We start from the raw sequence: 17,084 nt of genomic DNA on the forward strand, positions 1-17,084 counted from the left end.
TCACTGCAGCCAGTCGTTGCCCGCCAGATTGAGCCGCGCCACGTCCAGGGCCGGCGTGATGTCGGATTGTGGTGCCAGGCCGTGCTTTTCAAGTACCGAACGCAGCGTCTCGGCGGCGTCGATGTTCAGCGGGCTAGACACCCACATCGCGTAGGGAAGGTTGACGAACCGGTTCTCCCGGACCGCCTTGAGGTTCCGGCTGGCCGGATTGCTTTTCAGCGCTGCGATCTTCTCCTCGGCTGTCTGGCCCGGATAGTCGACGAAGACGATGAGGTCCGGGTCGGCGGTGGTGATCCGTTCCCAGCTCACGGTCGTCCAGGTGTCTTGAACGTCTTCGGTGGCGTTGCGCGCTCCGGCGGCGTCGATGATCCCCTGCGGCCCGCCGAACATCCCCGACGAGAATATGGTGTCGATGCCGCTGTCGAACAGGAAGACGGTCGGCTTGTCCTCGGGTTGTGGTGCGGCGCGCAGGGTTTCCAGCCTCGACGCGACAGCCTCGGCCGCCCGCGCACCTTGCTCGGCGTTTCCGGTGATGGTGCCGATATTGCGCAGGTCGGTGTCCAGCGCAACCCACGGGTCCATGGTGCCGCGCACCGCCTGCCCGTCGACCTGGCGGCAGGCCTCCGACAACTGGTAGACGTCGATCCCGTGCTTGGCAAGGATTTCCGGCGTGATCCCCCGCGCCTCACCCATCCCGTAGTTGTATCCGGCGAACAGCACCTGCGGCTTGGCCCCGACGATGTTCTCCAGAGTCGGCTGCGCCGGTGCGACCTCGTTGAGACCGTCGACCTGCGCACCGTATTCGAGGCGCAGCACGTCCACGTCGCGGGCCATGGAACTGACCGCGATCATCTGCTCACGGGCCCCGGCGGCCAGCGCGATGGCGATCATCCCGCCGTCGTTGACGAACAACCGCTCCAGCGGCTGGTCGTAGGTCACGTCCGCACCGCAGTTGGTGACCGTCACCGCGTCGGATGCGGCCGACACATCGGGGGGCGCACCGCACGCGGTGCTCGCGCCCATCACGAGCGCGAGAACGGCCAGGCTGGCGCGTCGGGTCCGGGGTCGAACGTGCTGTGCCACTGTCATATTCCTCGGAATCGGTTGAACGCCGGATCGGCGTGGGTGAGCAGAAGATGGCATCGGCCCGTCGTGGGGTGGGCGATGACGTCACCGGCGACGTCGAACACCTCCCACAACAGGGCGGAGTCCAGCACCTGGGCCGGCGGCCCGTGCGCGACGAGCGTGCCGTCGTCGACCACGGCGACCGCGTCGAAATGCCGCAGCACCAGGTCGAGATCGTGCATCGCGGCGACGACCGTGCATGCGAGGTCGTCGAGAATCTTCATGAACCTCAGCCGCCATGCGGCATCGAGGTGGTTGGTGGGTTCGTCGAGCACGAGCACCGCGGTGCGCTGGGCCAGCGCCCGTGCGAGCACGACCCGGTGGCGTTCACCACCGGAGAGTTGGGCAGATGAGCGGTCGCCCCACCCGTGCAAGCCAACCGCGGTGAGGGCGTCGTCGACGATGTGGCGTTCCTCGGCGACGGCCCTCGACCACGGATTGCGGTACGGCGTCCGGCCCAGCGCCACCGCCTCGGCCACCGTCAACTCCCCCGAGGGCCGCTCCTCCTGCCCGACGACGGCGATGGTCTGCGCGCGGCGGCGAGCCGGCATGCGGGTCAGATCTTCGCCGTCGACCCGGACGGTTCCACAGGCCGGCACGTCGAGGCCGGACAGCACACGCAGCAGCGTGGTCTTACCCGCGCCGTTCGGTCCCACCACGGCAAGCCGGGTACCGGCGGGGACCAGCAGATCCACCCCGGACAGCACGGTTCTGCCGCCGCGACGGCACCCGATGCCCTGCGCGCTGACCGCGGCGCGGCTCATGAGCTGTTTCCGAACTCGTAGCGCCGCCGCCCCATCAGGAACAGAAACACAGGTGCCCCGATCAGGCCGGTGACGATGCCCAACGGCATCTCCCGTGGTGATGCCATCTCCCGCGAGATGACGTCGACCCACACCAAGAACAGTGCCCCGGCACAGACCGCGACCGGCAGCATCGCGCGGTGGGTCGCCCCGACGACCAGCCGCGCCGCATGCGGCACGATGAGCCCGACGAAGCCGATGCCGCCGGAGACGGCGACCAGCACGCCGACGAGCACCGCCTGGATGAGAAACAGCGCATTGCGCAGCGCCCGCACCGGCACCCCGAGGGAGGTGGCGGTGTCGGCGCCCGCGGCGTAGGCGTCAAGCCACGAATGGATCAACAGCGCGCCGATCAGCGAGATCAGCACGACTGCGCCGGCAAGCGGCACCTTGGCCCACGTCGCTCCGGCGACGCTGCCGAGCAACCAGAACATCACGCTTTCGGCGGCATGGGGATCGCCTGCGGTGAACACCAGCAGCGATGAAAACGCCATGAACGCCGAGGACAGCACGACGCCCGACAGGATCAGGCGCAGTGCGGTGAGCCCGCCTTGCGCCCGCGCCACCAGATACACGGTGAGCGTCGCAACCAGTGCGCCCATCAGCGCACCGCCCGACAGCGCCCAAATGCCCAGTGCGGAGAGCACACCCACGGTCATCACGGCCGTTGCACCTACGGCTGCACCTGCCGAGACGCCAAGCAGGTACGGTTCGGCCAGCGGATTGCGCACGAGCGCCTGCATGAGGGCACCGGCCAGCGCCAGCCCGGCGCCCACGATCGCGGCCAGTATCGAGCGCGGTAAGCGCAGGTCCCAGATGATGACGTCGTAACCCGTATCGACCGTCGTGCCGGTGAAGCGGCCGACAACGGTGCGCCACACGTCACCCAGCGCGATGTGCTCGGCGCCGAAGGCGAGCGAGACCACGATGCTCACCGCGGTGAGGATCGTGAGCACGGCGGTCGTCGGGTGGGTGCGACGGGGTGCCTTCTCGGTGACATTCACGTCGAGAACTTGCCTCAATATGCCGGGGTATCCGAGCGCGAGATACCTGTGGACTCAAGCGAGTACGGCAGGTATTCGGACTCGGGATCATCCGGACTCGACGCCTTCCCAGATGTTCTCCAGTGGCCGATGTCGAGGCCGTCCCCCATACCGCTGCGCGTCAGTCCCGGATTCGCACCGGGTTCCCTGACATCCGCGTGTACGGATGTGACCGTTCTCAACGGCTGAGGCTACCCCATGGTCTATTTTCTCCACGTGGTATCCCAGCAACGGCGTAAGCCAAGTCGAATAGCGTTTGCCGCCACCGTTATCGCCGGGTTGACCGTTGTCGCGGGCGTCGCCTGCGGCCGCGCGGCAGAAACCGCCGAACCTGTGGTATCACCGCCGCAGACCGCGTCGGCACCGTCATTCACCTGTCGGGGCCACGACGGATCGCGGACGCCCACGGAGATCGACCCGGCCGGCGACAAGGTCGAGAACGACGAGGACGACGCCAGGGTGATCGTCGGCGGTGTCTACGGAGACCCGGAGGCAGCCACGCGGTTCTGGGCGCAGCAGAGCGAAAGTGACTGCGGTTTGATGGCCACTCGTATGGTTGTCGGTGAGATCACCGGCGCTGCCCCCTCCGAACGCGAGATCATCGATCTGGCCACCGCCACGCCCAGCCAGTGCACACCCGGCGAGCCGGTGTACGACGAGAGCGTCGACCCGACCGACGGTGGCGTCGGCCACGGCACCTGCTCGACCGATCTGCTGCTGCTGCTGAAGCACTTCGGAATCGACGCCCATTACACGAACGACGCCGAAGCCGCCGACGGAGGACTCGACACCGGTATCGACGCGCTGGCGGACTATCTCGGCAACGGACAGCAGGCGATGGTGTGCGTGAACTCCCGCATCATCTGGGACACCGATGGTGACCGGACGAACTGCGGTCACATGATCACCGTCGCCGCTATCGATTTCGACAACGACGCCGTCTATCTCGGGGACAGCGGCGGTGACGATACGCGCGGCGAGCAGGTCAGCATCGACGTGTTTGAATCCGCGTGGGCCACCGGAGACCACGAACTCGTCGTCACTGCGCCGCGCTGACACCGACGAAAGCTCACGGTGCGGGCCGGATAAATCTCGCCGTTGCGGGGCGTTCAACGAGAAGACAGAGGTTTCTCGGACGCCCAGAAGGATACGGACATGAGCTTGGACAGCATTTCACTCGGTAGGCAAGGGCTCGACGAGGTGGTTCCGTCGCGCTACGCGGTGCAGGTCGGCGACATCGAGGTGCTGGTGATCAGCGACGGGGTGCTGCCGATCACGAGCAGGACGATGGCCACCAACGCCGACGCGGCCGAGTTCGCAGATTGGTTGAACCACAGGTTCCTACCGCACGACGTACTCGACTGGCCGCTGAACGTCGTCGTGGTGCGCAGCGGCGAGCAGATCATCCTCGTCGACGCGGGACTGGGGGTGGAATTCCCGGATTTCCCGCGGGCCGGACAGACGGTCCACCGACTGCAGGCCGCGGGGATCGATCCCGCCGCGGTGACAGACGTGGTACTGACCCACCTGCACATGGACCACGTAGGCGGGCTTCTCACCGCGGGGCTGAAGGAACGGCTGCGCCCCGACTTGCGGGTGCATGTCGCGACCCGCGAGGCCGAGTTCTGGGCGGCCCCCGATTTCTCCCACACCGACATGCCGGCGCCGGTGCCCGCCGCGCTCATGTCGATCGCCTCGCGATTTCTCGACGAGTACCGCGGCCAGCTGCGAACATTCGAGACCGAGCACGAGGTGGCTCCCGGAGTGCTGGTCGCCCGCAACGGGGGTCACACGCCTGGGCACAGCATCGTTCGTCTCGCCTCCGGCAGCGACCGGCTCACGTTCGCCGGTGACTCCGTGTTTGCGCCGGGGTTTGATAACCCCGAGTGGCACAACGGCTTTGAACATGATCCTGAGGAGTCCGCGCGCGTCCGGATCAGCCTTCTGCGGGAACTGGCGGCGTCCGGCGAGTCGATGGTGGCCACCCACCTGCCGTTCCCGTCGGTCTGCCGGGTCGCATCGGCCGGCGACGTGTTCCGGTGCGTGCCCGCCGTCTGGGATTATTGATCGCTGACCGGTTCGGCGGATCTCAGCGCAGCGGGACCCGAGACCAACGTCGGATAGTGGCACACGCGGTTCCCGCCTGCGCGTTTGGCGTCGTACATTGCCGTGTCGGACGTGCGGATCAGATCGTCGATGAGTTCGAGATTGGGCTTGGCCGAGTTGGTTTCGAGTGGCGCGCCGGCGGTACCGATACTTGCCGTCACCGGGAAGGGGATCTTCGCGATCGCTTCGCGGAGCCGTTCGGCCAGCTTGGCAGGGTTCGGGCTGGTAGCCACGTCTGCGACCAGGAACTCCTCTCCCCCGACCCTGCCGATCACCGCCGTCGAGCGGCAGTTCTCCTCGAGCGCCGCGCTGACGCTCACCAAGGCCTCGTCCCCGGCGGCGTGGCCCCGGGTGTCGTTGAGTTGCTTGAAGTTGTCGAGGTCGATCATGACCATCACCAGATACAGGCGGCCCGCCCGGCGGCGATCCAGCATCATCAGTTCGTAGACCGTGCTGTTGAAAGAGCGTCGATTGTGCAGCCCGGTGAGCGAATCCCGGTCAGAACCGCGCAGATCGGTGCGCAAGGTGTGCATCAACGACTGGATTCCGAACGGCACGCCGACGTTGAGCGCCGCCACCGTGACCAACGCGGCGGCGGTCAGTGCGACGTCGCCGGAGGCCAGCACCAACCGGTACGCCAGAATCACCGAGCACACCGTCGCCATGCCCAGATTCACCAACGTCAGGCCGACGGTGTGGAAGTACGCGACGACACCACCGATGACGGCGTAGATCGTGCACCCCATCAATCCCGTGTACGGGTTTGACATCGCCAGGCACATGGCGCCGACCGCCAGACCGCCCATCAGCGAATAGATCACCGACTGCTGTCGGGTGGGCCACCGCAGCAGCCACAACAGGGCACCCGCGATGCCCACACCTGCGGCCAGCAGGGCCACCACGATGGTCGCGGGGTGATCGGGGCCGGCCGGACTCCAGAGCAGCATGATGGGTAGTGCGGTCATCGCCAGGGTGAAGCCGAACGTCGCAAATCGCCAAAATGTCTGGAGCCCACGCTCATCCAGGTATGCGCTGAGCCAGTCGTATTGGTCTTGTTGCTTCCATAATCGTTCGGCCCATCCGACCATCCCCGCCCCTACCCCCGCGTTCCCCGTGCACGAGTCTTTATGTTGTCAAAGAAACCGTACTGAATTTCTTTTCGACAGCCCGGCTATTGAAGATAGCCGCCGCCGCTGGCGCAAGAAGCGTTCTGACGTGTTCGGTAGCGGATCATCTTTGAATTCGCATCCCGTCGGCGCCAGCAACCCCGACTCCCGCGTGGCCAGGGGTGCGACAGCGCCGGTGACACCACCACCAAGGGCTCCATCTGCACCTTGGGCAGCAATGTCGCGGCGGCGCCTGCCGATTGTCTGTACAACACTGATAAACCGGGCCCGTATCAACAGCAACGGCGACCGGCAGTGGCTGCTGTAGCGTGACGCAGCGTGAACTTCTCTCGTAAGCCTTCGTCCGTTGTCATCGCGGCTTGTGCCGCGTTCGCCATGCCACTCACCGCATGCGGCTCCGATACCGAAACCACCGCGGCAAGTCCGACCACAAGCGCGCCGTCTGTCGCCGAACTCGTCGCCCCCTCCGCGCCGGAAACGGCCCCGCCCGCGGCGGCCCTCGCCTGCCCCACCGCGGCACCCGACGCTGCGGTGCCTGCCGAATGGAACCTGACCGGCGCGACGGGCAGCGTCGCGGTCACCGGCTCCACGGACACCGCGGCACCGAACATCGACGTCACCGCGCCGTTCAGCGTAACCGAGACGCAGGTGCAGACCCTGCAGCCCGGGGACGGACCGGTTGTCGCGGACTCGGCCACCGTGCTGGTCTGCTACATGGGCGTCAACGGACGTGACGGCAGCGTGTTCGACAGCAGCTACGAGCGGGGTGCTCCGGTCGACTTTCCGCTGACCGGAGTGGTGCCCGGCTTCCAGAAGGCCATCGCGGGTCAGAAGGTCGGATCGACCGTCGGCGTCGCGATGACGTCTGAGGACGGGTATCCCCAAGGGCAGCCCGCCGCGGGCATCCAGCCCGGTGACTCGCTGGTTTTCGCGATCAAGGTCCTCGACGCCAAGAACTGAGCGCACCGCGCGTCCGCGCCCGTTAGGCCGAGCCGAACAACGACCGCGCGTCGGCGATGTCGTATTCGGCGACCGACGCCGAGATCATCGCGGCGCCCTGCGCATCGTCGGGTCCGCTGCACCGGAAGGACTCGACTGCTGACCGCGACTCCCACCGCTCGAAGATGTTGACCCGACCGGGGTCGATCAGATCGGCGGTGATCGCGAAGTCCAGGCAGCCCGGTGCGCGGCGGCCCTGTTCGACGACGCCCACACACGACGCGAGGTAGGCCTCGCGCTCGTCGGGGCGCACGGTGAGATGTCCGGCAACGATGAGCATGCTCAATTAGACAGCGCGACAGCCCGAGACTCATCGCGTCGTGCCGTCTCGGTTTACGGGGTTGGCGGCAGATGCTCGATCGGCGGCGGCGCGAACGGATCCACCGGAGCCGGCGCAGGACCCGGCACTGCGCCGGGCGCGGACGCGGGAGGAGTCGACGACTCCGGCGCCGTCAGCGAGATGTGCCCCGGCGGCAACGGTGGTGCCGGGCCGGCTCCAGGCGGTGGCCCGGGCGCCACGGGTGGCGGCGCGGTGAGCGCGCCGAGCGGATTGTCGCTGTGGAAGGTGTGCCACAGATCCCGCAGATAGCCGAACTGTCCCCCCGATTGCCCCTGGCCGTACACCGGGGCGATCTCCGGCACCGGGGGCGCGCCCACGGGTGGCGGCGGCTGCGGAACCGGGGGTTGGTCGTCAGCGCCGGCCTGGCCGGCCCCGGCCAGCGCACCGCCGATGATCAGCGCGCCCGTGGTCGCAAGGCGCACTGCGGCGGCCGGCAAGCCGCGTCGTCGTCTGGTCATGAAGCCCGGTGTCCTCTCTCGGGCCCGGCCCGATCTGAGCAAGGCTACTGCCCGTCGGGCTGCCCGTCGCGCTGATCGCCCTGGCCGTTCGGGGACTCGACCGGGTCGCCGTCGTCGGGTTCGGGGTCCTCGGCGCGGGGCGGTGACAGCGCAACACTTCGCGACGGCGATCGGTGAGCGCTTGTCGGGTGGGCAGCTTCGGCCGGTTGCAGGTGCACGACGGGCCCGATCGCGCGACGCAGGCCCGGCAGGCCCTCCTTGCGGAAGAAGTCACCGATGCGCCCGGCGCGGTACCGCAGCGGTGAACCCAGGAACTCGCCCAGCACCACGCCGCTGCCCAGCGCCAGCGCAGTGGCGACCGCGGCCATCATCTGGCGCAGCCCGTTGTCGAAGTTGCCGTCGACCGCGAAGGAGAACACCGCCCGGAACACCGCGAGTCCCGGCAGCATCGGCATGATGCCCGCGGTCGCCGTCACCAGGGCGGGCGCCTGCCGTCGGATCGAGATCAGGGTGGCGATGACACCGACGCCGACGGCAGCGACCCCGCTGGCGAACACCTGGCCGAACCCGGCCGTGCCGAGCCCGATCAACACCACCTCCGCAGCAGCCGCAGCAAGCCCGGCGGTGGCGATCGCCCGCATCGGCGCATAGCTCGCCACGGTCAGGCATGCCCCGGCCAGACCGGCGCCGAACACCGCCAGGAAAATCGGCAGCGGTCCATGGGGTGCAACGAAGGATTCCGTCGCATCGACGTGCAGTTCGATCGTCACGCCCGCCATCGTCGCGAGCTGAAGGCCGGCGAGAATTCCCACGACGATCCCCGCGGTGAGCAACACCGCTTCGCCCAGCCGGGCGATGGCGGTGAGCATGTACCCGGTCACCGCGTCCTGCATCGCGCCGACGAACGTCAGCCCGGACAGCAGCATCACGATGCCGGTCGCCACCAGCGCCGTCGGCCCCTGACCGCCGAAGTAATAGGCAGCGACGGCCACCAATGTCGCGATCGCCGCACCGATCGCGTGCTGGAAGAAGAACGGGGTCCCGATGCGGTTCAGCCGCCGGCCCACCTGATCGATCACCGCCGACGTCGTGGCGGCCAGGATGCAGGTGAGCCAGGTCCCGCCCAGCAGCATGGCGATGCCGAGGGCGAAGCCCGCCCAGCCCACCGTCGCCAGCCACCGCGGATAGGGGTGCGGCCGCTCGGTCAACTCGTCCATGGCTTCGTGGGCCTGTTCGACCGTGACACCACCGGAGGTGATGCGCTGCACCAGCCGGTCGAGTTCACCCAGCCGGGTGTAGTCGGTGGACCGGGTGTGCACGCTGCGCACGATGGTGACCGGCGGGCTGTCCGCGGTCGGCAGCGCCGACACGATGACGGTGGTGACGAAGATGTCGACGACGCAGTCGGTGAGCTGGTACGCCTGGGCGACGTCCTGGGCTGTCGCGACGACGTCGGCGGTACCCGAACCCGAGGACAGCATCACTTCGGCGAGCCGGATCGTCAGGTCGAGAACTTTGCGGGTGTGAATGTCGCCAACCCCGCTGGTCGCGCGGCGCCGCTGACCGGCCACGGGCGCCGGGTCGCGACGCCCGCGAAGCGCAATCTGCACCCCACGGCGGAAGCGGGCCGAGCCGCCGAATCGATCGTGCGCCATTTATCAGGAGGATACTGACGCCGTCGCGCTCGCGCAGTTCCGCGGTGGCCGTTTCCGATGCGCCGATTTCATTATCGAGCCAGCGACGAATATAGTTAGTGCTACAAAGCAGTCCTCTTCGGTGACTGTGATTTGTATTACCCGGCTAACTCGTTTGACACGGGAGGTCCGGGCCCCCTTTCCTCGGAGGTGATTTCGTGCTGCATATCGTGCGAGCGCTGGTCGTCATGTTCGCCGCTTCGGTGATTTTCGCGCCTCAGGCCGCGGCGGATCAAGACGAATACCTGCGCAAACTGCAAAGCCAATTCCCATATCTGAGTGCCGAGCAATTGATTGCTGAAGGCGCCAAGGTCTGCACCGCCACCCGCCAGGGCACGCCCGCGGCCGACGCGGTCATCATGGTGCGCGAGAACCTCGGGGTGTCCATTCCCACCGCAGGCGACATCGTCAGCACCGCCGTCGTCGAACTCGGCTGCTGAGCCCGTAACGCGGTGGCCGCTGCCGCCGACAAACGGTGTGCAGCAGTCCGCTGACGGCGGCTGCGACGAAATCGCGCGGCAGGGGTCAAGCAACGGCACCTGATCCGGCGGCCCTCGCCCGCCGGACCGCGTCCCACCAGGCAACCGCCGCCCTCGTGCGGCATTTTCGAGGTGCACAGATATGACGTACTTATCCAGTTTGGTGCCCGGCGTTGTTCGAAGGCTGATCGTCGGCGCGGTGGTCGCGCTGGTGCTGCCCGGCCTCGCTGCCGTCACGGGCGCGACGGCGACCGCATCTGCCTATTCTCGCCCCGGCCTACCCGTCGAGACGCTGATGGTGCCGTCAGCGGCGATGGGCCGCGACATCCCGGTGAAGTTCCAGGGCGGTGGACCGCACGCGGTATACCTGCTCGACGGGCTACGCGCCCGTGACGACAACAGCGGCTGGGACATCGAGACGGCCGCGTTCGAGAGCTATTTCGAGTCCGGGCTGTCGGTGGTCATGCCGGTCGGCGGCATGTCCAGCTTCTACACTAACTGGCAGGGCCCGGCCGTCGGCAACGGCGGCACCCACACCTACCAGTGGGAGACCTTCCTGACCTCAGAGCTGCCCGCGTACCTCGCGGCCAACAAAGGCATCTCGTCCAGCGGTAACGCGGTGGTCGGGCTGTCGATGTCGGGCAGCGCGGCGCTGATCCTGGCGGCCTACCATCCGGGCCAGTTCCGCTACGCGGCTTCGCTGTCGGGGTTCTTGAACCTCTCCGACGGCATCTGGCCGCTGCTGGTCGGTGTCGCGATGCGCGACGCCGGCGGGTTCAACGCCACGGCGATGTGGGGTCCCCCCGGCGGCCCGGCGTGGCAGCGCAACGACCCGACCGTCAACGTCGGGCGCCTGGTGAGCAACGGCACCCGGATCTGGGTCTACTGCGGCAACGGCGTTCCGTCCGAACTCGGCGGCGGCGGCGACATCGCCGGCCAGTTCCTCGAGACCATCACGCTGGACAGCAACAAGAACTTCCAGCGGAAGTACCACGCCGCAGGCGGCTCCAACGGCACCTTCAACTTCCCCGCCAACGGCACTCACGGCTGGGGTTACTGGGGTTCGCAGTTGAACGCGATGAAGCCCGACATTCAGCGCACGCTGGGCGCCTGAGCCCTCGACACGCCCCGGGCGACCGCATCGTGAGGTCGCCCGGGGTGCGTTGGGCACAATCGGTTGGTGACGCTTCCGCAACCGACCGTTCCAGCGCTTCTGCACCGCAGCGCGCGTGAGTTCGGCCAGCACCTCTACCTGGTCACCCCGACCGACCGGCTGACCTACGAGCACGCCGAACAGCGTTCGGCGCGCATCGCCCGGTGGCTGCTCGCCGCGGGGGCCGGCAAGGGCACCCGCATCGGGTTGTTCTTCCCCAACAGCGTCGAATGGGTCATCTGGTGGCTGGCGGTGTCGCGCATCGGTGCGCTGGCCGTACCGCTGAGCACGCTGTACACCCCGGCCGAAATGGCCAAGGTGAGCAGGCTCGCCGACATCGCGCTGCTGGTCGCACCCGATCGGGTGCTCGGCACCGACGTCGCCGAGCGTTTCGAAACGGCATGGCCGCAGCTGTCCGATCAGGCGGGCGGGCGGCTCGCGTTGAGCGCCGCACCGTACCTGCGCCGCATCGTGTTCACCGCCGATCCGGGCCGGGTCTGGGCGACGCGCCTCCGCGACGACGACGGTGACCACGGCGTGTCCGCCGAGGTGCTCGCCGCCGCCGAGGCCGAGGTGTCTCCCGCCGATCTCGCCGTCATGGTGCACACCTCGGGTTCAACGGCCGACCCGAAAGGTGTGCTGCACACCCACGGCGCGCTGGTCCGTCAAACCTCGACCTGGCACAGCGCGGTCCGGATGGTGACGAAATCCGAAGGGACACCGCGAATTCTGTCGGCCATGCCGTTCTTCTGGATCGGTGGGCTGCTCGCTGTCACCGGGGCGCTGCATGAACCCGTCACGGTGATCGCCATGCCGCGCCTGGACGCCGGCACCGCGCTGGACCTCGTCGAGCGTGAGCGGGCCACCGGGGTGGTGGGCTGGCCCGCGTTCACCCAGAAGCTGCGCGACCACCCGACGTTCGCCAGCCGTGACCTGTCCAGCGCACCGATGCTGCGCGACGGCCCGCTGGACGTCGCGATGGTCGACGTGCCCGACGGATATCCCGTGCACCGCACCATGTCTGAAACCGCAGGCGGTTTCGTCTTCACCGATATGCGCATCGTCGACGACACCGGCGCGCCGGTCCCCGACGGCGACGTCGGCGAATTGCTGGTCCGCGGAATCGGTGTCATGGCCGGCTACAACAAGCGCGAGCGCTGGGAGACGTTCGACGAAGACGGCTGGTATCACACCGGTGACCGCGTGTACCGCCGTAGCGGTGACCCGCGCCTGTTCTACGTCGGACGCACCACCGAACTCATCAAGTCCGCGGGTGCGAACGTCTCACCGCTGGAAGTCGAGGCCGTCATCGAAAAGTTCGACGACGTCGCGCAGTGCCTTGTGCTCGGCGTCGACGACGCGGTGCGCGGTGAGCAGGTATGCGCCGTCGTCGTGCCCGCCGACACTGACGCCGGCGTCGACGTGGCGGCCCTGGCCGAACGCACCCGCGCACAGCTGTCCGGCTACAAGGTGCCGACCCGCTGGGCCGTGGTCACCAGCGACCAGATCCCCACCCTGGCGAGCGGCAAGTTCGACCGAAAAACGTTGCGCGCCCGGATCACCGAGGGTGCGCTGTGAGCGTGCTGCGGACACCCGACGAACGCTTCGCCGCGCTGGCCGGTTTCGCGTTCGAGCCGAACTACGTCGAGGTGCAGGCGCGGGGCATCGCGCCGGTGCGGATGCACTATGTCGATGCAGGCCCCCGGGATGCGCCCGTCGTCCTGTTGCTGCACGGCCAACCGACCTGGTCCTACCTGTACCGTCACGTCATCGGCGTGCTCTGCGATGCGGGTCTGCGCGTCGTCGCGCCCGACAACATCGGGTTCGGTCGGTCCGACAAGTTATCTGAGGCAACGGATTTCACCTTCGCCCGTCACGTCGAGTGGATGCACTCGGCGGTCACCGGCCTGGACCTGCGGGACATCACCCTCGTCGTGCAGGACTGGGGCGGCCCGATCGGGCTGAGCGTGCTGGCACGTGAGCCGGGCCGGTTCGCCCGCGTGCTGGCGACCAACACCATCCTGCACACCTGCGATCCGGCGCTGGCAGGCAAGCTCGCCTGGCCGCACCACGGGGTCGGCGACGACCGGGTCGTCCTGCAGGAGACCCTCCTCGACTACGTGCTGTTCTATGCGCGATCTCCCGATATCGTGCCGAGCTTCTTCCTCGACGCGGTGGCCGGGCCGCTGAGTCCCGACGTGCTGGCGGCCTACGACGCCCCGTTCCCCGATCGCTCGTTCACCGCCGGGCTGCGCCAGCTGACCGCGCTGATCCCGTTGACCCGCAACGATCCCGGCGCCGCGATCGGCCGGGCCACGATGACCGCGCTACGCGATTGGCAGCGGCCGTTTCTCACCGCCTACTCCGACGGCGACCTCGCGACCCGTGGCTGGGAGCGGGTCTTTGCCGAACAGGTGCCCGGCGCCCGGGGTCAACCCCACACGACGGTGATCGGCGCCGGGCACTTCATCCAGGAACAGCGCGGCGAGGAACTCGGCCGCATCATCGCCGACTTCGTCGCGCGCACCGCCTGACTACAGGCCGAACTGGTCGTCGATGACGCCGAGCCAGATCTGTGCCGCGTCGATGGCGACCTTCTCGCTGATGAAGGCGTGCTGGGTGCCGGTGTACATGTCGCGGAACGCCCGTTCCAGGCGCGTGCCCTCGCGAATCGCGCTGGTACCGGCGACCAGGTGGGCCCATTCGGCACATTGACGGGCGAGGTCGGTGGCGTAGACGGCGGCCACCCGCATATCGGCGCGCAGGGCCGGGGTGAGCTCCTGACCCGCGGCGACGGCGGATTCGGCCTCCCCGAATGCGTGCAGCACCAGAAGGCGGGCCGCACGCCACGCCGCGACGTGGTGTGCGAGACCCTTCTGAAACGTCGGACGGCTGGCCAGCGAGGCCATATCGCTCATCCGGAACTTGGTGGCCGCGAGCTCTTCGACGTCGTCGAGCATGCTCTTGGCGACCCCGAGCGCCCACGACGCGTGACCGGCCGCGGTCACCCCCATCAAGCCCATACGCGTCGCAGGCGACGCGCCTCTGCGGGGTTCCCGGGTGAACAGCGGAAACGTGCGGCACTCCGGAACGTACACATCTTCGGCGCTGTAGTCGTAGCTGCCGGTTCCCTTGAGCCCCTGCACATGCCAGCCGTCGTTGAAGCTGATCTGGTCTCGGGGCACCACTGCCACCTGCATATCGGGCACCCCTTCGCTGGCCCAGCGCACCTCGCCGTCGTCCATCGGCAGAAAGCCCGCCGCGACGTACTCGGCGTGACCGGTTCCCGAGCCGAAGCTCCACGATCCGCTCAACCGGTAGCCGCCGTCGACGGCCTGACCCTGTCCGTTGGGAAAGAACTGCCCGCCCAGGGTGACCCGGTTGTCGTTGGCGGTGAACACCTCGGCGAATCCCTCGTCGGGCAGGTAGGTGGCGGCGGCGAACGACGACGGCAGGTTCGCGATGCCGATCCACCCGAAAGAACCATCCTGCCAAGCCATCTCGATCCACGTTTCGATCATCTCCGCGAACGACGGTTCGACTCCCCCCGCCGCGACGGGATTGAACGCCGACATCAACCCGCTCTGCCACATCGCGTCGACGATCGCGGGCGTGAGGGTACGTGTGCGCTCGGACTCGGCTGCCTCTGCCGCGACCAGCTCGCGCATCCCGCGGGCCAAACCGGTCACTCGATCAGCCGTGTCCACTGTTGACGTCATTGCGTACTCCCATCAAGGTCAGGTCCCCTGAGATTAGGGTGCAGCCATGAGCCTCGTCACGTTTGAGTGCAAAGACCACGTCGCCACCATCACCCTGAACCGTCCCGAGGCACGCAACGCCATCAACGGTGCTCTGCGCGACGACCTGAACGCGGCATGGAACCGCTTCCGCGATGACGAGGACGCGTGGGTGGGAATTCTCACCGCCAACGGCGACGTGTTCTGCGCAGGCGGAGACCTCAAGGACGGGCAAGGCTCGGTCGGCACCTTCGCGGGCACGTTCTGGGAGAAACCGACGATCAACTCCTTCGAAAGCGGCATGGAGCTGTTCAAGCCGACGATCGCCGCCGTGCACGGGCCCTGCATCGGCTACGGGCTGACCGGGGTGCTGTTCTGTGACTTCGTGATCGCCAGCACCGAGGCCACGTTCTCGTTTCCCGAGGTGTCCATCGGTGTGCCCACCATCGTCGGCGCCATCCGGCTACCCCAGCGGGTGCGCTGGGCCGACGCGATGGAACTGCTGCTGACCGGTAAGCCGATCAGCGCCGAGCGGGCCAAGGAGATCGGGCTGGTGTGGAAGCTGGTCGAACCCGCCGACCTGCAGGCCGAGGCGCAGGCGTGGGCGCGCACCCTCACCGAGGCCGCGCCGCTGGCCCAGCGGGCCACCAAGGAGGTGGCCTGGCGGACCCAGAACATGGGCTGGATCGAGTCGGTCCGCTTCGGCGAGACCATGCGCAAGGTGGCCGCCGCCACCGAGGACGTCGCCGAGGGCCTGCTGGCGTGGCGCGAGCGGCGTAAACCCAAGTGGCGGGGCCGCTGAGCGACCTCGTCGTCACCAGGACGCTGCCCGTCGTGTTCAACTAGACGCTGTGCGCATCGAGATCGTGGTGTTCGACGGGTTCGATCCGCTCGACGTCATCGCGCCGTGGGAGGTGTTCGTACGGGCCGCCGCGTTGGACACCAGCATCGAGGTGGCCCTGGTGCGCCCCGACGGCGCGGGTCCGGTGACCTCGGCCTACGGCCTGCAGATGCAGATCACCGAGACGCTGGGCACACCGGATGGCCTGCTGGTGCCCGGCGGCAGCTGGGTGGACTCGGCCGATACCGGTGTGCGGCACGAGATTCAGCGCGGCACGCTGCCCCGCGCCATCGCCGAGCTGGCGACCTCGGTGCGCTGGGTGGCCTCGGTCTGCACCGGCGCGCTGCTCCTCGGCGCGGCGGGCATCCTGCGAGGCCGCTATGCGACTACCAATTCGGCTGCATTGGAGGAGCTTTCGCGCTACGGCGCGGTCGTCAAGCACCACCGCGTCGTCGATGACGGCACCGTCGTCACCGCGGGCGGGGTGACATCAGGCGTCGATCTGGCGCTGTGGCTGGTGCAACGCGAACTGTGCGCCCAGACTGCCGGTGCAGTACGGACGGCGATCGCCTACCCCGTGCCACAGGACGTATGGCGAACGCCGGACACCGTTACGCGATGATGCGGACCAGATACGGCGCCATGTTGTCGGTGCGCACCGGGGAAACGGTGACCCCCGAGTCGGCGGTTTCCAGCATCTGGTTGTTGCCCAGGAACATCGCCACGCTCTGGGTGCCTTCCGGGCCGTAGAAGATCAGATCGCCGGGAAGGGCTTGTGCCGGTGCCACCTTCTGGCCGACCTGGTACTGCGCACCCGACGAGCGGGGCAACTTGACCCCGGCCCCGGCGTACGCATAGACCATCAACCCGGATGCGTCGAAACCGACGGTGCTCACGACGGGGTCCAATCCGACGATGCGACCTTCCGGAGTCAGCCCGGCGACGTTCTCGGCGGTTCCGCTGCCCCTGGTCGGGCCGGACGCGTCACCGCCGCCGTAGGAGAACGGCACACCGCGTTGCGAGAGCCCGCGCGCGATCACCAGATCGACCGCCTGCTGGTTGGCTGCGGTCCGTGTGGTCGGCTGAGCAGTCGCGATACCCGGCACTGTGCCCACCAGGGCCAGCCCGATCACGAAAGCCAGTATGCGTCTCATCGGAAGTCAACTTTCTCGAACATCG

Annotated in this window: 18 protein-coding genes and 1 riboswitch; of the genes, 9 read left to right on the top strand and 9 right to left on the bottom strand. The window is 67.9% G+C overall.

Translation table 11 applies throughout. The annotated features are described in order from the left end of the window. The 3 genes from K3U96_RS12040 to K3U96_RS12050 form a co-directional block, all read right to left on the bottom strand. Positions 1 to 1,023, bottom strand: a complete 1,023-nt coding sequence (locus K3U96_RS12040) for an ABC transporter substrate-binding protein (protein WP_220693499.1) — start codon at positions 1,021 to 1,023, stop codon at positions 1 to 3. 62 nt (positions 1,024 to 1,085) lie between these two features. Beyond that, complete coding sequence (locus tag K3U96_RS12045) at positions 1,086 to 1,889, bottom strand: ABC transporter ATP-binding protein (protein ID WP_069405564.1); 804 nt, start codon at positions 1,887 to 1,889, stop codon at positions 1,086 to 1,088. Then, positions 1,886 to 2,932 carry a FecCD family ABC transporter permease gene (locus tag K3U96_RS12050; protein ID WP_069405565.1) on the bottom strand — a complete coding sequence of 349 codons (1,047 nt, stop codon included), beginning with the start codon at positions 2,930 to 2,932 and terminating at the stop codon, positions 1,886 to 1,888. The genes K3U96_RS12045 and K3U96_RS12050 overlap by 4 nt, the downstream gene beginning before the upstream one ends. Positions 2,933 to 2,981: 49 nt before the next feature. Next, a riboswitch (cobalamin riboswitch) is annotated at positions 2,982 to 3,163 on the bottom strand. Positions 3,164 to 3,250: 87 nt separating this feature from the next. On the opposite strand from K3U96_RS12050, the gene K3U96_RS12055 reads away from it, so the two are divergent. Both K3U96_RS12055 and K3U96_RS12060 read left to right on the top strand, forming a co-directional pair. Continuing rightward, on the top strand, positions 3,251 to 4,027 hold the full coding sequence (locus K3U96_RS12055) for a cysteine peptidase family C39 domain-containing protein (protein ID WP_220693150.1): 777 nt from the start codon (positions 3,251 to 3,253) through the stop codon (positions 4,025 to 4,027). Between the two features lie 99 nt (positions 4,028 to 4,126). Continuing rightward, positions 4,127 to 5,038: an MBL fold metallo-hydrolase gene (locus tag K3U96_RS12060; protein WP_220693151.1), complete on the top strand. Its 912-nt coding sequence runs from the start codon at positions 4,127 to 4,129 to the stop codon at positions 5,036 to 5,038. Here the strand turns inward: K3U96_RS12060 and K3U96_RS12065 are convergent. Then, complete coding sequence (locus K3U96_RS12065) at positions 5,032 to 6,042, bottom strand: GGDEF domain-containing protein (RefSeq protein ID WP_230982436.1); 1,011 nt, start codon at positions 6,040 to 6,042, stop codon at positions 5,032 to 5,034. The two genes, K3U96_RS12060 and K3U96_RS12065, sit on opposite strands and share 7 nt — an antisense overlap. 537 nt (positions 6,043 to 6,579) lie before the next feature. On the opposite strand from K3U96_RS12065, the gene K3U96_RS12070 reads away from it, so the two are divergent. Then, positions 6,580 to 7,164 carry an FKBP-type peptidyl-prolyl cis-trans isomerase gene (locus tag K3U96_RS12070; RefSeq protein ID WP_069405569.1) on the top strand — a complete coding sequence of 195 codons (585 nt, stop codon included), beginning with the start codon at positions 6,580 to 6,582 and terminating at the stop codon, positions 7,162 to 7,164. A gap of 22 nt (positions 7,165 to 7,186) precedes the next feature. On the opposite strand, the gene K3U96_RS12075 is transcribed toward K3U96_RS12070, so the two are convergent. The 3 genes from K3U96_RS12075 to K3U96_RS12085 are packed head-to-tail and all read right to left on the bottom strand — an operon-like array spanning position 7,187 to position 9,656. Continuing rightward, complete coding sequence (locus tag K3U96_RS12075; protein ID WP_069405570.1) at positions 7,187 to 7,483, bottom strand: putative quinol monooxygenase; 297 nt, start codon at positions 7,481 to 7,483, stop codon at positions 7,187 to 7,189. Between the two features lie 53 nt (positions 7,484 to 7,536). Further along, the gene (locus K3U96_RS12080) at positions 7,537 to 8,001 is read right to left on the bottom strand and encodes a hypothetical protein (protein ID WP_220693152.1); all 465 of its coding nucleotides are present in this window, start codon (positions 7,999 to 8,001) and stop codon (positions 7,537 to 7,539) included. Between the two features lie 44 nt (positions 8,002 to 8,045). Further along, positions 8,046 to 9,656, bottom strand: a complete 1,611-nt coding sequence (locus K3U96_RS12085; protein WP_220693153.1) for a threonine/serine exporter family protein — start codon at positions 9,654 to 9,656, stop codon at positions 8,046 to 8,048. 197 nt (positions 9,657 to 9,853) lie between these two features. Between K3U96_RS12085 and K3U96_RS12090 the strand changes: the two genes are divergently transcribed. The 4 genes from K3U96_RS12090 to K3U96_RS12105 all read left to right on the top strand — a co-directional run bounded on the left by K3U96_RS12090 (position 9,854) and on the right by K3U96_RS12105 (position 13,861). Next, complete coding sequence (locus K3U96_RS12090; protein ID WP_230982437.1) at positions 9,854 to 10,135, top strand: DUF732 domain-containing protein; 282 nt, start codon at positions 9,854 to 9,856, stop codon at positions 10,133 to 10,135. A 181-nt stretch (positions 10,136 to 10,316) separates the two neighbouring features. Then, positions 10,317 to 11,288 (top strand): esterase family protein, encoded by a 972-nt coding sequence (locus tag K3U96_RS12095; protein WP_220693154.1) that lies wholly within the window; start codon positions 10,317 to 10,319, stop codon positions 11,286 to 11,288. Between the two features lie 66 nt (positions 11,289 to 11,354). After that, entirely contained in the window at positions 11,355 to 12,905 is a 1,551-nt protein-coding gene (locus tag K3U96_RS12100; protein ID WP_220693155.1) for a class I adenylate-forming enzyme family protein, read from the top strand. Further along, positions 12,902 to 13,861 carry a haloalkane dehalogenase gene (locus K3U96_RS12105; protein WP_220693156.1) on the top strand — a complete coding sequence of 320 codons (960 nt, stop codon included), beginning with the start codon at positions 12,902 to 12,904 and terminating at the stop codon, positions 13,859 to 13,861. Before K3U96_RS12100 ends, K3U96_RS12105 begins: the two co-directional genes overlap by 4 nt. On the opposite strand, the gene K3U96_RS12110 is transcribed toward K3U96_RS12105, so the two are convergent. After that, a complete protein-coding gene (locus K3U96_RS12110) occupies positions 13,862 to 15,046 on the bottom strand; it encodes an acyl-CoA dehydrogenase family protein (RefSeq protein WP_220693157.1) in 1,185 nt (394 codons plus the stop codon). A 46-nt stretch (positions 15,047 to 15,092) separates the two neighbouring features. Here K3U96_RS12110 and K3U96_RS12115 point away from each other — a divergent pair, with 46 nt between their 5' ends. Together K3U96_RS12115 and K3U96_RS12120 are read left to right on the top strand one after the other, a co-directional pair. Beyond that, positions 15,093 to 15,866 carry an enoyl-CoA hydratase/isomerase family protein gene (locus K3U96_RS12115; protein WP_220693158.1) on the top strand — a complete coding sequence of 258 codons (774 nt, stop codon included), beginning with the start codon at positions 15,093 to 15,095 and terminating at the stop codon, positions 15,864 to 15,866. A gap of 49 nt (positions 15,867 to 15,915) precedes the next feature. Beyond that, on the top strand, positions 15,916 to 16,527 hold the full coding sequence (locus K3U96_RS12120; RefSeq protein ID WP_069406610.1) for a DJ-1/PfpI family protein: 612 nt from the start codon (positions 15,916 to 15,918) through the stop codon (positions 16,525 to 16,527). Here K3U96_RS12120 and ripD read toward each other — a convergent pair. Then, a complete protein-coding gene (gene ripD / locus K3U96_RS12125) occupies positions 16,517 to 17,059 on the bottom strand; it encodes an NlpC/P60 family peptidoglycan-binding protein RipD (RefSeq protein WP_069406611.1) in 543 nt (180 codons plus the stop codon). The genes K3U96_RS12120 and ripD overlap by 11 nt on opposite strands. Positions 17,060 to 17,084: the final 25 nt, after the last annotated feature.

It is taken from the genome of Mycolicibacterium holsaticum DSM 44478 = JCM 12374 (assembly GCF_019645835.1).
Classification (GTDB): domain Bacteria; phylum Actinomycetota; class Actinomycetes; order Mycobacteriales; family Mycobacteriaceae; genus Mycobacterium; species Mycobacterium holsaticum.

Excerpts from the sequence above, each read along its gene's own strand:
- K3U96_RS12060 (WP_220693151.1), top strand. The coding sequence starts at position 4,127 with ATGAGCTTGGACAGCATTTCACTCGGTAGGCAAGGGCTCGACGAGGTG.
- K3U96_RS12115 (WP_220693158.1), top strand. The coding sequence starts at position 15,093 with ATGAGCCTCGTCACGTTTGAGTGCAAAGACCACGTCGCCACCATCACC.
- K3U96_RS12110 (WP_220693157.1), bottom strand. The coding sequence starts at position 15,046 with ATGACGTCAACAGTGGACACGGCTGATCGAGTGACCGGTTTGGCCCGC.
- K3U96_RS12040 (WP_220693499.1), bottom strand. The coding sequence starts at position 1,023 with ATGGGCGCGAGCACCGCGTGCGGTGCGCCCCCCGATGTGTCGGCCGCA.
- K3U96_RS12075 (WP_069405570.1), bottom strand. The coding sequence starts at position 7,483 with ATGCTCATCGTTGCCGGACATCTCACCGTGCGCCCCGACGAGCGCGAG.
- K3U96_RS12045 (WP_069405564.1), bottom strand. The coding sequence starts at position 1,889 with ATGAGCCGCGCCGCGGTCAGCGCGCAGGGCATCGGGTGCCGTCGCGGC.
- K3U96_RS12080 (WP_220693152.1), bottom strand. The coding sequence starts at position 8,001 with ATGACCAGACGACGACGCGGCTTGCCGGCCGCCGCAGTGCGCCTTGCG.
- K3U96_RS12085 (WP_220693153.1), bottom strand. The coding sequence starts at position 9,656 with ATGGCGCACGATCGATTCGGCGGCTCGGCCCGCTTCCGCCGTGGGGTG.
- K3U96_RS12065 (WP_230982436.1), bottom strand. The coding sequence starts at position 6,042 with ATGACCGCACTACCCATCATGCTGCTCTGGAGTCCGGCCGGCCCCGAT.
- ripD (WP_069406611.1), bottom strand. The coding sequence starts at position 17,059 with ATGAGACGCATACTGGCTTTCGTGATCGGGCTGGCCCTGGTGGGCACA.
- K3U96_RS12095 (WP_220693154.1), top strand. The coding sequence starts at position 10,317 with ATGACGTACTTATCCAGTTTGGTGCCCGGCGTTGTTCGAAGGCTGATC.
- K3U96_RS12070 (WP_069405569.1), top strand. The coding sequence starts at position 6,580 with ATGCCACTCACCGCATGCGGCTCCGATACCGAAACCACCGCGGCAAGT.